A 14,143-nucleotide genomic window follows, 5' to 3' on the forward strand; every position below is an offset into this window, starting at 1 on the left:
AAGCTTCAAAGAAGCTCGAAACGGGAGGGTAAAATGAAGTTCAAGTCGAAGGCCCTGCTCACCGCAGGTTTCATGACGCTGGCGAGCCTGGGCGCAACCACCGCTCAAGCGGTCGATCTCACTATGTATTATCCGGTCGCGGTCGGCGGTCCGGTCACGAAGATCATCGACGAGATGGTGCAGGGTTTCCAGAAGGAAAACCCGGATATCAAGATCGAGGCGGTCTACGCCGGCAACTATACCGACACCATGACCAAAGCCATGACGGCCATGAAGGGTGGGCAGCCGCCGCAGCTGTCGGTCCTGTTCTCCACCGACCTGTTCACGCTGATGGACGAGCAGGCCATCGTGCCGATCGATGAGCTCGCCGGGTCCGACGGCAAGGAATGGCTCAACAGCTTCTATCCCGCGTTCATGGAGAACGGTCAGGTCGGCGGCAAGACCTGGAGCGTTCCGTTCCAGCGCTCCACCATCGTGCTTTACTACAACAAGGACGCCTTCAAGGAAGCCGGCCTCGATCCGGAGAAGCCGCCGGCGACCTGGGCCGAGATGGCTGAGGTGTCGAAGAAGCTCGTGAAGAAGGACGCATCCGGCAACGTGACCCGCTGGGGTGTCGAGATTCCCTCCACGGGATACGGCTACTGGATGCTGCAGGCGCTCGCCATCGAGAATGGGCAGAAGCTCATGAACGAGGCCGGCAACAAGACCTTCTTCAACGAGAAGAAGACGGTCGAGGCCCTGCAGTACTGGGTCGATCTGGCCGCCAAGGACGGCGTGATGCCGAAGGGTGCCGTGGAGTGGGGAACCCTGCGCACGGACTTCCTCGAAGGCAAGACCGCCATGATGTGGCACACGACCGGTAATCTCACGGCCGTGAAGGAAGGCGCCAAGTTCAATTTCGGCGTCGCCATGCTGCCTGCCAAGGAGCAGCGCGGATCGCCGACGGGCGGCGGCAACTTCTATGTCTTCAAGAGCGCCACTCCCGAGCAGCAGAAGGCGGCGGTGAAGTTCATCCGGTGGATGACCGCTCCCGAGCGGGCCGCCGACTGGAGCATCAAGACCGGTTATGTGGCTGTCACCCCGGCCGCCTACGAGACGGAAACGATGAAGACCTATGTGAAGGGCTTCCCGCAGGCGATCGTGGCGCGCGATCAGCTCAAGCACGCGGTTGCCGAGCTGTCGGTGCATGACAACGGACGCATCTACAAGATCGTCAACGATGCCGTGCAAGCCGCCGTCACGGGCTCTCAGAGCCCGCAGGAAGCCCTGGAGAGCGCTCAGAAGCAGTCCGAGCGGGTTCTCAGCCGCTACAAGTAGTCAGCAATCCATGCGTCGCGGCGATGCCCGCCGCGACGCGATCGTCCTGCATCAGGAGAGATCGATGGTCGCCGCCGTGATGAGCGATGCCGCGCCGAGTGCTGCCAAGCGCAGAACCTGGACGACGAGCATCAATGCCTGGCTCCTGCTGCTGCCGGCCATCGTTCTTCTTGCGACCTTTACGCACTATCCGATCCTCGCCACGCTCTATCACAGCTTCTTCTCCCTCGGCCGGAGCGGCCCTGCCGAGTTCATCGGCCTGGACAATTACCGCTACATGCTAGACGACGACGTCTTCCGGCAGGTGCTGCGCAACAATTTCATCTTCGCCATCGCGACCGTTCCGACGAGCATTGCGCTTGCGCTCCTGATGGCCGTCTGGGTCGACAAGAAGATCGTCGGCCGTTCCTTCCTGCGCCTCGCATTCTTCACGCCGACGGTGCTTCCGATGATCGCGGTGGCCAATATCTGGCTGTTCTTCTACACGCCGGATTACGGCCTCCTCGACCAGTTCCTGAGGTTTCTCGGGTTCGCCGGCCACAATTGGCTCGGCGATCCAGCCACCGTCATGAGTTGCCTCGCGGTCATGGTAGTCTGGAAGGAGGCCGGCTTCTTCATGATCTTCTATCTGGCCGCCCTGCAGACCATCCCGCCAGAACTGAAGGAGGCGGCATCCGTCGAAGGGGCGAGCCGCTGGTATTTCTTCCGTCGCGTGACGCTTCCGTTGCTCATGCCGACGACTTTGTTCATTTCCATCAATGCGCTGATCAACTCGTTCAAGCTGGTCGATCAGCTCGTCATCATGACCAAGGGAGGGCCGAACAACGCCAGCTCCCTGCTGCTCTACTACATCTATGAGGTGGCCTTTAACTTCTGGGATACCACCTATGCCGCGACGCTGACGGTGACTCTCATCACCATCCTGGCAGCAGTGGCTCTTACCAAATTCGTCTATCTCGATCGCAGGATCCACTACCAATGAGAAGAGACAGCTACTCGATCGAGACTCTCGCCGCCTGGACCCTTGCTCTTCTCTGGCTTCTGCCGTTGGCCTATAGCCTCTGGAGCGCGTTCCATCCGTCGGAATACGCGACACGCTTCGACCTCACTGCGCCCCTTACATTCAACAACTTCGTCAAGGCCTGGAACCAGGCGCCTTTTGCCCGGTACTATCTCAATACGCTCATGCTCGTGAGTCTGGTGCTGGCCGGTCAGCTCGTCATCGCGACACTGGCCGCCTATGCCTTTGCCCGATTCAAGTTCGTTGGTAGGGACGTTCTTTTCGCCTTGGTCCTCGTGCAGCTCATGATCATGCCGGACGTGCTGATCGTCGAGAATTATCGGGTCATCAGTGCGCTCAACCTCCTCGACACGATACCGGCCATCGCACTGCCTTACATGGCATCGGCTTTCGGAATCTTCCTGCTGCGCCAGACTTTTAAGGGTGTACCGACCGAACTGGTCGAGGCGGCACGTGTCGAGGGTGCCTCGTCCTTCGGCGTGCTGTGGCGTGTCTTCGTGCCTCTCGGCAAGACCACCTATATTGCCTTCGGTCTCGTCTCGGTGAGCTATCACTGGAACAATTTTCTTTGGCCGCTCATCGTGACGAACTCCGTGGAGAGCCGCCCGCTGACCGTCGGCCTGGCTGTCTTCGGGGCCCCTGAAACGGGAGTCGACTGGTCGGTCATCACGGCAGCCACCGTCATGACGATGGCGCCTCTGCTTCTTGCCTTCCTGCTGTTCCAGCGCCAATTCGTTCAATCCTTCATGCGCGCAGGGATCCGCTGATGAAGATCGTCACGTGGAACATTCAATGGGGGCTCGGCTGCGACGGCCGGATCGATCTCGCCCGCATCGTTCGGACCGCGAAGGAGTTGGGCGATGCGGATGTCTTCTGCTTTCAGGAGATCTCCAGTGGCTTTGCCGCCCATGACGGTGGCGAGGATCAGCCAGCGATCATTGCCTCGCTGCTGCCGGGTTACCGGCCGATTTTCCGTCCCGCTGTCGAGAAGCTCGACGAGAACGGCAGGCTTCAGGTCTTCGGCAACATGATTCTGTCACGTCTGCCAGTGCTGCAGATCATCAGCCATATGCTGCCTTGGCCGGCGACACCCTGCAAAAGCATGCAGCGCCAGGCGCTGGAGATTCTCGTGGAGAGTTCGTTCGGTGCCTTGCGCGTAATCACCACTCATCTGGAATACCACTCCGAAATCCATCGGGAGGCGCAGATCGGCTATCTGCGTACGATTCACGAGGAGGGTGAGAAGCGAAGCCAGATCGGATTCGAGGATCGCTCCGAAGGGTCATACCGCACCATGCCGCGACCAGTAGGAACCGTCATCTGCGGCGACTTCAATCTCGGGCCGGACGAGAAGCTCCATCGCGACATTCAGGAGCCATACGCGCGGGGCGTGCCTCGACTTCTCGATGCCTGGACCGTTGCTCACGGTCGGACGCCGCACGCCCCGACCACGGGCGTGGCGGATTTCAAGCAATGGCCGCAAGGACCCCATTGCCGGGATTATTTCTTCGTGACGGAGAACCTGACCGAACGTGTCGCGCAGGTGCAGGTGGATGTCGAGACGACGGCATCCGATCATCAACCGCTGATGCTTGAGTTGAAGTAGTTCGGCGTCGCCGAATCGATCTTCTTCCTCTGGACCGACGCGCAGGATGTTTGAGGCCTCGCAGAAGCCGAAGCGGTTCTCGGAAGCTAAATTCTCGGCGGAGGCCTATGGTATGGATCTGACTGGGCTTCCAAGGCGCGACATGAAAAGGTAGTAGCTCACGGGTGTCGCTTCAGGATTGGAGAAGCTATAGGTCGATGTCACGTCGAAGCGCAGCGCATCGCCTGGCTCCATGCCATACCTCTCGCCGCCGATCTCGACGATGAGCGGGCCGCTCGGCGAGAAGATGAGCTTGCGGGTTGGGATGGGGTATGGCGGAAGTGGACCTGTCGATTGAAAGCCAGGCAGGACATGCCGGACCAGCTCGATGTCGTCACCCTCGGCAGGAGAGAATACCGATTCCCGCTCGAGGCCCGTCGCGGGATCGCGGAAGCGGTTGCGGCGATCGGCGCGCTGCAGCTGGATGGCGGCGGGTGGCACCTGCTCGCCAAGCAGCGCGGACAGGGAGACGTTGAGGCCCGTGGCGATGCGAACGAGAATGCCCACCGTCGGCATCTTTTCTCCCCGCTCGATCTTCGAGATCATGGCCCGGCTGACCTGAGCACGCTGAGCCAGCATCTCAAGTGTCAGATTCAATCTCCGCCGCAGATCGCGAAGACGGGCCCCGAGACTGGAGAGCAATTCGCTCGCGGACTCGTTTGCATCTTCGGCATCCTTGATCACCGGAGGGCGTGTTTGCATCGGACTAGGCCTGGATCGGAACAAAAGGGCTGATGAATGGAAGGAGCTCGAGAATTTGCACGACCTTCACCTCATCGCAAGGAAGTGCCACAGGTCGCTCTGCCGGGTGAAGAGTATCCGCGGGAGATGAGAATACATTATTACTCCCCACCGCTGTCACTCCGATTGAGGCGCGGGCCTGCCTTCATCACCTGCCCATCGAGCTTGTGACCGACCAGATTCTCGGCCAAGCGTGCGGCCTCCAGCAAGCGGTTGAGATCCAGCCCGGTCTCTATGCCCATTTCATGCAGCATATGGACCATGTCCTCCGTGCAGACATTGCCGGCGGCATTCGGCGCGAACGGGCATCCGCCCAATCCTCCGACACTGCTTTCGAAGCGTTCAATCCCTTCCTGCAGCGCGACCAGCACACCAACCAGCCCGAGCCCCCGCGTGTTGTGAAAGTGGAACGTCGGTTCGATCGCTGGCAGCTCGCTCTTCAAGGCCCGAGCGACCGCCTGAACCCGGCGCGGCGTGGCCATGCCCGTGGTGTCGCAGAATGTCGTTCTCGTAATGCCTATCTTTTGGAACTCGCGCGCAAGACCGACGACTCTCTCGACCGGGACATCGCCCTCGAAGGGGCATCCGAAGGCCACAGAGAGCGAAACTTCGGCCCGAATGCCGGCATCTGCGGCCATCCCGACAATCTCGCGCAACTCGGCCAGTGAATCGCGAGGTGTCCGGTTCAGGTTACGCTTTCCATGAGTGTCGCTGGCCGAAAGGACGAACACCAGCACATCCGCTTTCGCCGCAATGGCGCGCGCGCCGCCGCGAAGGTTCGGGACCAGCGCCCTGAACTCGACTTCCCGCACATGACGCAGCGCCGCGAGGAATTCGGATGCATCCGCCAGCTGAGGAACGCGGGCAGGAGAGACGAAGGATGTCAGTTCCAGGCTGGTGTGTCCTGCGTCGATCAACGCATGTGCCAAGTCCAGCTTCTCGTGCGTGGACAGGATGCGAGGCTCGATCTGCAGTCCGTCTCGAAGGCCGACTTCCGTAATCGAAACGCGATTGGGCCAGCGTGTCACGGCTCAGAGGGTCCCATCGCGAGAAAGCCGCTCCAGCCGTGCCTCGTCCACGCCTATGAGACCGCAATAGATCTCGCGATTATGCGCGCCGATGTCAGGGCCGGTCCAGCGAACCTGGCGCGAGGACCCACCGAACATCGGCACGGTTCCTGGGTGCAGGACTTTGCCGAGCCGCGGATCATCCACCCACTGCACCATTTGTCGGGCGTTGTACTGCGTATCCTCTGCGATATCGGCAGCTGTATAGACACGACTGGAGGGGATATCTGCTTCCGCCAGCCGACGCTCGAGTTCCCGTGCGTCGTGCTGACGGGTCCATGCGGAGATCTCGGCTTCGAGCACATCGACGTTTCTGCAACGGGCCGGATTATCACTGTAGCGCGGGTCGTCTGCGAGATCCGGACGCTGCATCAGTTTGCACAGGGTGCGGAACAGAGCATCAGAATTCGCTGCGATCAGCACCCAGCTCCCGTCTGCCGCAGGGAAGGCGTTGGTCGGCGCGGCGGTGCTGATGCGGCCGCCGGAGGGCTCGCGCACCATGCCCGTGGCACCGTATTCCGGCAGCACGCCTTCCGTCACGCTCAAGACCGCCTCGGTCAACGCCACATCCGCAACCCTGCCGGCCGGCGCCTTGGACAGAAGTCCGGCGAGCACGGCGATTGCGGCGTAAAGGCCGGCGAGGGAATCGCCGATGCTGACGCCCACCCGCACTGGCGGAAGGTCGGACGTGCCGGGCGTGTGGTTCGACAGGTAGCGTAGCCCACCCAAGGCTTCGCCGATGGCGCCGAAGCAGGCACGATCGGCCAATGGCCCCGTAAGGCCGTAACCGGAGATATGGCAGATGACCAGATCCTGGCGAATAGCCTGCAGCCGCGCGTCGTCGAAGCCGAGCTTTGCCAGCTGTCCGGGGCGAAGATTTTCGACCAGCGCATCGGATCGAGCCACCAACTCGTGCAGCAGGGCGCGGCCTTCCTCGGATTTGAGGTTGAGCGTGATGCACTTCTTGTTCCGGCCGTGAACCGACCACCAATAGCTGCGGCCATCGCGCGCCTTTCCCCAATTTCGCACGGGATCGCCCGAGACAGGCGGCTCGACCTTGATCACCTCGGCACCCAGATCGGCCAGCACACGTGTGGCGAAGGGCGCGGCGATGTAGTGGCCGATCTCGAGGATCCGCAAGCCTTCCAGTGGCAGGCCCTCGGGGGTGATGGGCTTTGCGGCCGTCATTGCAGCTCCACCTTCTTGCGGATCGAGTCAGCAGCCCACTCGCGGCGCATGAAGGCGTCGATCTCGCCAACAATCCCTTTGCGGAAAAGCATGACGCAGATGATGAAGGCCGCTCCGATGAAGATCGTGACCGGCACGGAGGTGGAGGCCATATAGTTTTGAATGGTCAGAACGAGTGCTGCACCAATAACCGGGCCAAGGAAGGTTCCGACGCCACCGAGAAGCGTCATGAGGATCACCTCGCCCGACATCTGCCAAGCGACATCGGTGAGTGTCGCAATCTGAAAGACGAGCACCTTGAGCGAGCCTGCGAGCCCCGAGAGCCCTGCCGATATGACGAAGACAGTCAGCTTGTAGCGATTGACACGATAGCCGAGCGACAAGGTGCGCATCTCGTTCTCGCGGATCGCCGTCATCGAGGCGCCGAAGGGCGAATGGATCACCCGCCAGATCACCGCCATGCCGATCAGGAACACGGCCACGACGAAGTAATAGAGCGCCAGATTGTCGGCGAGCGGCACGAAGCCGAGGAAATTCGGGCGCGGCACGCGCTGGATGCCGTCCTCGGCATTGGTGAACGGTGCCTGGAAGAAGGCGAAATAGGCCATCTGCGACAGTGCAAGCGTCGTCATGGCGAAATAGAAACCCTGCCGGCGGATGGCGATGATCCCCATCAGAAATCCCGCCACCAGGGCGAAGGCGACGCCGATCATAAGGCCGGAGCCGGCGCCGAAGCCCCATTCCTTGATTGCGTGGGCGGTGACGTAGGCTGCCCCGCCAAAGAATGTGGCATGGCCGAAGGCAACCATGCCGCCATAGCCGAGGACGAGATTCAGTGCCGCGGCGAAGAGACCGAAGCACAGAAGCTTCATCAGGAAGACCGGATAGAGAAACATTGGCGCTGCGGCCAGCAGCGCTAGTCCCGCAGCCAGCAGCGCGAGCTTGGCATACATGCGCCGGTGCAGGGGACATACTTGAGTTTTGGCGAGCATGGCAGTCATTCCCCTTTTCCGAAGAGGCCGCGCGGACGCAGGAAAAGCACTACGGCCATGATGAGGAAAGGCACGAGATTGGCGGAAGGCGGCCAGTAGACCTTCGCCAGAGCTTCCAGCACGCCCAGCATGAGCCCGCTGACGATCGCACCGGTGATCGAGCCGAGACCGCCGATGATGACAACCGCAAAGACAACGATGATGAGATTGGATCCCATCAGCGGACTGACCTGGAAGACCGGAGCGGCAACGACGCCCGCGAAACCCGCCAGCGCTCCGCCGAATGCATAGGTGCATGTCAGGAGGAGCGGAACGTTGACGCCGAACACTTCGAGCAGGGAACTGTTCTCGGTCGCGGCACGAAGCTTCGCACCGAGGGACGTGTATTCGATGATCAGCCAGGTCAGCAGGCAGAGGAGCAGCGATATCCCGATCGCGAAGGCCCGATAATGCGGAAGAAACATGAAGCCGAGATTGCTGGTGCCGCTGAGGACGGCTGGCACCTGATAGGGCTGGCCGGCCACGCCGAAGAACATCTGAAGCATTCCCTCGATGAGCAGCGCGATGCCGAAGGTCAGCAGCAAGCCGTAGAGGGCGTCGAGGCCGTAGAGCTTCCGCAAGAGGCTCCGCTCAAGCACTGCGGCGAGCACGGCAACGATCAACGGAGCGATGAGAAGGCTGGCCCAGAAGCTTAAGCCTGCCTGATTGGTGAGGAGAAAAGCCGTGAAGGCTCCTACGGTGTAGAAGGCGCCGTGGGTGAAGTTGACAACCCGCAGCAGGCCGAAAATTACACCGAGACCAAGGCTGAGCAGAGCGTAGAAGGCACCGTTGAACAGGCCGAGGACGAGCTGAGAGGCCAGAGCAACGAGAGGGACGCCGAAGATCATTGTCACGGCCTATACTCCGATCAGGCTGGAGACGGTCTCAAGATTCGCGTCGAGTTCGCCAGCGGGGAAGTCATCCACGACCCGGCCTTCTTCCATCAGGTAGAAATGGTCCGCCAGGTGACGTGCGAAATGGAAGTTCTGTTCGACCAGGAGCATGGTCAGCCCATCCTGCTTCAGAGCGCTCAAAACGCGGCCGATATGCTGAACGATGACGGGGGATAGCCCCTCGGTCGGCTCATCGAGCACAAGCAGTTCGGGACCCGCCCGCAGCACGCGTGCGATGGAAAGCATCTGCTGCTCGCCCCCGGAAAGAGTTCCTCCGGCAGCATGCCGACGCTCCCTCAGGTTCGGGAAAAGATCGAAAATCCGCTCCAGACTCATGCCACGGTCGCCGATCCTGGGCAGCAGGTCGAGGTTCTCCTGCACGGACAGAGACGCATAGATGCCGCGCTCTTCGGGAACATAGCCTATGCCGTTAGAGGCAATGCGATGGCGTGGCATGCCGATCAGTTCGGTGCCGTTCATGCGGATGGAGCCGGTGGCACGTGTCAGGAGACCTACGACCCCGCGCAGCGTGGAGGTTTTTCCGACTCCGTTCCGCCCCAGTATGGCGATCGTGCGGCCGTGCGGCACAGAGAGATTCACGCCGTGGAGGATATGACTCTCGCCGTACCAACCTTCGAGGTTCTCGATCCAAAGCAGGGGCTCATACCTCAAAGCCAGCTCCTATATAGGCCTGCCGCACGGCAGCATTGTCGCGGATCTCGCGATAGGTGCCTTCCGCCATCACCTCTCCGCGCACCAGCACTGTAACCCTGTCGCAGAGACGCTCGACGACCGAGAGGTTGTGTTCGACCATCACTACCGTGCAGTCCTTGGCAACGCTGCGGATCAGCTCGACGATCATCGGGATATCTCCCGCCGCCATGCCGGCGATCGGTTCGTCGAGAAGCAGAACTTTCGGCTGCATGGCGAGCGTCGTAGCGATCTCGAGCGCGCGCTTGCGACCGTAGGAGACCTCCGAACAAAGCCTGTCGGCCAGCGGCGCCAGCCCAACGCGATCCAGAAGCTGATCAGCCTCGTCATCGAACCGGGAAAGCGTGCGCGACGGCAGCCAGAATTGATGGCTCAGCCCGTGACGATGCTGGAGAGCGACACGTACGTTGTCCCGCAGCGTCAGGCCCGGAAATATGGACGAGATCTGGAACGAGCGGCAAAGGCCACGCAAGGCGACGTCCGCCGGGCCCTCTCCGGTGATGTTCTCGCTGTCGAGAAAGATATTGCCGGAGCTCGCGGCGTGGAACCGGGTCAGAAGGCCGAAGAGCGTGGTCTTGCCAGCACCGTTCGGGCCGATCAGTGCGTGGACGCTTCCTTTTTCCACCTTGAGATCGACATTCTTGACGGCATAAAAGCCGCCAAAGTTCTTGCTGACCTTCCGTGCTTCGAGAACGATGCTCATTCGGTCCCCGCATGGTCGAATGGAACGAATTTGGTGAAGAGCGGCCGGGTTCTGGCGAGGGCAGGGCGATCCCGAAGCACGGACACCAGATCGGCGAGATGCCATCGATCAGCAGAGTCGAATGTACTTCCAAAGCGCATCTGCAGATACTCGACCACGATCACAGGAAGAAAGGCTGCGATGCCCGGTTTCTCGATCAGCGTCTTGCTCCCATCGGACAGCAATCGTTCCAGACGATCCAGGCTGCGCCCAATGGCAGCCTGCCGGCGGCGGGCGACCGGCGACGAATCGAATGCGGTCTCATTGACCGAGCCTGATGTGACCATGCGGCCGGCCATGATCGCAGCCGCGGCATCGATGATCCCGAAGCAAACACCGCCGAGCTGCTGCTCGGCATCATTCCGGAACCAGAGACGCTCCGCTTCGCCGGCGCGACGCACCGCGAAATCCGCGATCAAAAGCGATTCCGTTATAGTTCGCGGCTGATCCCCGCCCATAACCAGGGCCGGAACCCGCCCGGCAGGATTATGCTCCAGCAGCTCGGGCGGGTTCTGCCAGGGGTCGAGGATCACGATCTCCAGACCCTTGAGGCGAGCCTCGAGGCACATCACGCATGCCAAGCGTGCGTAGGGAGATGTCGGACTGACATAGAGTCTCATGATAAATCTCCGCTCACGGGGGACCTGCTCGCGCGAGAGCAGGTCCAAGCGCTTCTGGAGGCAGAGGCGGGGGAGCCCGCCGAGTGGGATCACTTCACGAAGGGGCAGCCGCTGTCCTTGGCTGCGCGGAACAGGCCTTCGGCCGGGATCTTGGCGATGATCTTGTAGAGATCGTTCGGACCCTTCGACTCTGATGGATCCTTCACCTCGACCAGCAGCATGTCGTAAGTCACGCGGCCATTGGCCTGGATGCGCGGGTTCTCCCAGATTCCGGTAGTGATGGGGAGTTCCCGCATCTTGGCCGCTACCTTATCAGGATCGTCAGTGCCGGCGGCCTTAACAGCTTCGAGATAATGCGTGACCGCGCCATAGGCGCCCATATGGCCCATGGTCGGAGTCTTGCCGCCGTTCTTCGCCATCATCCGCTTGGCGAGCTCACGTGTCTTGTCGTTCAGATCCCAGTAGGTCGAGACCGACATGCGCATTCCTTTGGAGGCGGCGAGAGACAGCGCCTCGATGTTGTTCTCGTAAACCATCATCGCCGCGAGCTTGCCGCCGAGCCCGAACTGGGCGGCCTGCTTCACCGTCGTCTCGAGGTCCGTGCCGGCATTGGCGAGGCCGATCACATCGGCGCCCGATCCTTGAGCCGTCAGCAATGCCGAGGCCATGTCGTTCGAGTTCAGTGGGTGCAGAGTCTGCCCGAGCACCTTGCCGCCGGCGGCCGTAATCGATTTGGTCGCGTCATCCCTCAGCGAGTGACCGAACACGTAATCGGCGACGATCATGTGCCAGGTTTTCTTGCCCTCGCCGACGATGCGCGAGGTCACGGCACGCGACAGTTCCTGGGTGGAGGGTGCGAACTGGAAGCCGTAGGGCGAGCATTGAGCTTCGGAGAAGTTGGGGGCATAGGCGCCGCTGGCGAGCGTGAACACCTTCGCCTCGGCTGCCCGCGCCTGTGCGGCAAGGCCGACGGCGCTCGATCCGCCGAGGGTTATGGCGCGAACGCCTTGTTCCTGAATGTAGCGCTGGGCTTGGGCCGAGCCCACATCGGGCTTGTTCTGATGGTCCGCTTGCAGGATTTCGATGGAACGGCCCAGCACCTTGCCGCCCGCATCCTCCACGGCCATCTGCACTGCCATCAGCGTTCCGGGGCCGCCGTTCGCTGCGAAGATGCCGGACATGTCGTCGAGCACCAGGATCTTCAGCGGACCGCCCTGTGCGAGTGCGGTCAGGGGCATGACCGATGATAGAAGTGCGGCACTCAGCAGTGTCTTCCAATTGTTATTCATGTCGTCCTCCCTCATTTTTTCGGCAAGCTCGGCGGATTGTTTCCTCCGCTCACCACCGGGATCGCCTGCCTTGTCCCGGATCGATTTTCTGTTCAGGTCCTCCGAACCCGCTGCCTTCGAGGCGTTGGGCTCCTTCACTGCAGGGTGAACGGGTTGGAGATTCTCGATTTCGGATTGATGAAGACGCTCTTTGCTTCGAGGTATTCGTAGATCGCGGCCTTGCCGTTCTCGCGCCCGATTCCCGAAGACTTGAAGCCGCCGAACGGTGCCATGTAGCTCACGACGCGATAGGCATTGACCCAGACCGTACCGGCTCGCAGCCTGCGCGGCAGCGTGATCGCGCGCTCGAGACTCTGGCTCCACAATCCGGCGGCAAGCCCATAGGGTGTGTCGTTGGCAAGCGCCACCGCTTCGTCATCGGTGCGGAACTTGAGAACCGAGAGAACAGGGCCAAAAACCTCTTCCCGTGCAATGCGCATCGAATTGTCGACGCCGGTGAAGATCGTCGGTTCGACAAACCAGCCTTGCTTCAAGGCCTCCGCATCCGGGCGCCTGCCGCCCAGCGCGCAAACCGCTCCCTCCGACCGGGCGATGTCGATGAACTCGAGCGTCTTCGCCAGCTGGGGCTCGGTGGCGATCGGGCCGACATCGGTGGTCTCGCTGCGCGGATCGCCGAGGCGCGCCTGCCGCATGCGCTCGACCAGCTTCTCGACGAAGCTGTCATGGATGCTGTCTTGGACGATGAGGCGTGAGCGGCCATGCAGGTCTGCCCCGCCGCGGCGAAGATGCCGGAAATGACCCCCTTCACCGCCGCATCGATATCGGCGTCATCGAAGATGATATGAGGCGACTTGCCGCCGAGTTCCAGCGAAACGCGCTTGAAGCTCTCTGCCGCCGCGCGGGAGACCATCCGCCCTCCGGCATCCGATCCCGTGAACGCGATCCGGTCGACGAGCGGATGCTCCGCCAGGGCTGCGCCGGCCTCGTGGCCGAAGCCCGTCACGACATTGACGACGCCTGGAGGAAAGCCCGCTTCCTCGAAGAGCTCGAGGAATGCCAGCATCGAGACGGAGGCATGCTCGGAAGGTTTGATCACCACTGTGTTGCCGGCCGCAAGGGCGGGTGCAAGCTTCCAGACGGTCAGGAGAAGCGGTGAGTTCCATGGGGTGATCGCGCCTACGACGCCCACCGGCTCGTAGCGGATGTAATGCAGCATATCGCCCTTATCGATCGGCGTCACCGCTCCTTCGATCTTGTCCGCAAGGCCGCCATAATATTGAAACCAGCGCGGGATGTAGCGCATCTGCCCCAGCATCTCGACCTTGAGCTTGCCGTTGTCGCGCACCTCCAGATCGGCCAGACGCTCCGCATTCCGCTCGATGAGATCGGCAAGGCGATACAGAAGCCTCCCGCGGTCGCTGGCGATCATCGTGGACCAGGGGCCCGCGGTGAAAGCGGCATGGGCGGCGCGCACAGCGCGGTCGACATCATGCGTATTGCCACGCGGAAGCCGCGCCCAAGGCTTACCGCTGTACGGGTCTTTGGTTTCGAACCAGTCACCGGACGACGATCCACACCGCTCACCTCCGATCAGCATCCGGAAGTCCTGGAGCGGCGCTGCTCCGACGCTTGTGGATCCCACGCGAAAGCCTCCCCCTTGGTCAGCACATGCTCGGCTGAAGGCTTTGCGTCCTGCTCGCCAAGTGCTGTATCGTTATTATGTTTATATCATCTACCATAGTAGAACCGCGCCAGGCAATGGGAAAAATCTTCTATAGTGGATTCCCGTGGCTGCCTCGCGCCGTGAGCGCGCTTCCATAAATCATAGGTTGAGTGACCCGCTCCCGCATTAGCCGGCATCTGAAGCACGCCCGGAAG

13 protein-coding genes and 1 pseudogene are annotated in these 14,143 nt (G+C 61.4%); 4 read left to right on the plus strand and 10 right to left on the minus strand.

All coding sequences use genetic code 11. The features are described 5' to 3' along the window. Positions 1–33 precede the first annotated feature (33 nt). From JKL46_RS10135 to JKL46_RS10150, 4 genes are all read left to right on the plus strand, one after another. Entirely contained in the window at positions 34–1,317 is a 1,284-nt protein-coding gene (locus tag JKL46_RS10135; protein WP_201832514.1) for an ABC transporter substrate-binding protein, read from the plus strand. A 79-nt stretch (positions 1,318–1,396) separates the two neighbouring features. Further along, entirely contained in the window at positions 1,397–2,299 is a 903-nt protein-coding gene (locus tag JKL46_RS10140) for a carbohydrate ABC transporter permease (RefSeq protein ID WP_246529247.1), read from the plus strand. Continuing rightward, the gene (locus JKL46_RS10145; protein ID WP_201832515.1) at positions 2,296–3,105 is read left to right on the plus strand and encodes a carbohydrate ABC transporter permease; all 810 of its coding nucleotides are present in this window, start codon (positions 2,296–2,298) and stop codon (positions 3,103–3,105) included. Before JKL46_RS10140 ends, JKL46_RS10145 begins: the two co-directional genes overlap by 4 nt. After that, positions 3,105–3,944, plus strand: coding sequence for an endonuclease/exonuclease/phosphatase family protein (locus JKL46_RS10150; protein WP_201832516.1), 840 nt, complete (start codon positions 3,105–3,107; stop codon positions 3,942–3,944). Before JKL46_RS10145 ends, JKL46_RS10150 begins: the two co-directional genes overlap by 1 nt. A 105-nt stretch (positions 3,945–4,049) precedes the next feature. Here the strand turns inward: JKL46_RS10150 and JKL46_RS10155 are convergent, their stop codons facing one another. The 10 genes and pseudogenes from JKL46_RS10155 to JKL46_RS10200 all read right to left on the minus strand — a co-directional run bounded on the left by JKL46_RS10155 (position 4,050) and on the right by JKL46_RS10200 (position 13,862). Then, positions 4,050–4,685 carry a helix-turn-helix domain-containing protein gene (locus JKL46_RS10155; RefSeq protein ID WP_281399858.1) on the minus strand — a complete coding sequence of 212 codons (636 nt, stop codon included), beginning with the start codon at positions 4,683–4,685 and terminating at the stop codon, positions 4,050–4,052. 140 nt (positions 4,686–4,825) lie between these two features. After that, a complete protein-coding gene (locus tag JKL46_RS10160; RefSeq protein ID WP_201832518.1) occupies positions 4,826–5,752 on the minus strand; it encodes a hydroxymethylglutaryl-CoA lyase in 927 nt (308 codons plus the stop codon). A 3-nt stretch (positions 5,753–5,755) separates the two neighbouring features. Continuing rightward, entirely contained in the window at positions 5,756–6,979 is a 1,224-nt protein-coding gene (locus JKL46_RS10165; RefSeq protein WP_201832519.1) for a CaiB/BaiF CoA transferase family protein, read from the minus strand. Next, positions 6,976–7,971: a branched-chain amino acid ABC transporter permease gene (locus JKL46_RS10170; protein WP_201832631.1), complete on the minus strand. Its 996-nt coding sequence runs from the start codon at positions 7,969–7,971 to the stop codon at positions 6,976–6,978. The genes JKL46_RS10165 and JKL46_RS10170 overlap by 4 nt, the downstream gene beginning before the upstream one ends. Before the next feature lie 5 nt (positions 7,972–7,976). Beyond that, positions 7,977–8,864, minus strand: coding sequence for an ABC transporter permease subunit (locus tag JKL46_RS10175; RefSeq protein WP_201832520.1), 888 nt, complete (start codon positions 8,862–8,864; stop codon positions 7,977–7,979). 3 nt (positions 8,865–8,867) lie between these two features. Then, on the minus strand, positions 8,868–9,575 hold the full coding sequence (locus JKL46_RS10180) for an ABC transporter ATP-binding protein (RefSeq protein ID WP_201832522.1): 708 nt from the start codon (positions 9,573–9,575) through the stop codon (positions 8,868–8,870). Continuing rightward, positions 9,565–10,317 (minus strand): ABC transporter ATP-binding protein, encoded by a 753-nt coding sequence (locus JKL46_RS10185; protein WP_201832523.1) that lies wholly within the window; start codon positions 10,315–10,317, stop codon positions 9,565–9,567. The genes JKL46_RS10180 and JKL46_RS10185 overlap by 11 nt, the downstream gene beginning before the upstream one ends. Then, positions 10,314–10,976 carry a glutathione S-transferase family protein gene (locus JKL46_RS10190; RefSeq protein ID WP_201832524.1) on the minus strand — a complete coding sequence of 221 codons (663 nt, stop codon included), beginning with the start codon at positions 10,974–10,976 and terminating at the stop codon, positions 10,314–10,316. The genes JKL46_RS10185 and JKL46_RS10190 overlap by 4 nt, the downstream gene beginning before the upstream one ends. A gap of 89 nt (positions 10,977–11,065) precedes the next feature. After that, entirely contained in the window at positions 11,066–12,265 is a 1,200-nt protein-coding gene (locus JKL46_RS10195) for an ABC transporter substrate-binding protein (RefSeq protein WP_201832525.1), read from the minus strand. Between the two features lie 134 nt (positions 12,266–12,399). Continuing rightward, a pseudogene (locus tag JKL46_RS10200) lies at positions 12,400–13,862 on the minus strand (aldehyde dehydrogenase). Positions 13,863–14,143: the final 281 nt, after the last annotated feature.

The organism is Microvirga zambiensis WSM3693, from assembly GCF_016735695.1.
In the GTDB taxonomy this organism is placed as follows: domain Bacteria; phylum Pseudomonadota; class Alphaproteobacteria; order Rhizobiales; family Beijerinckiaceae; genus Microvirga; species Microvirga zambiensis.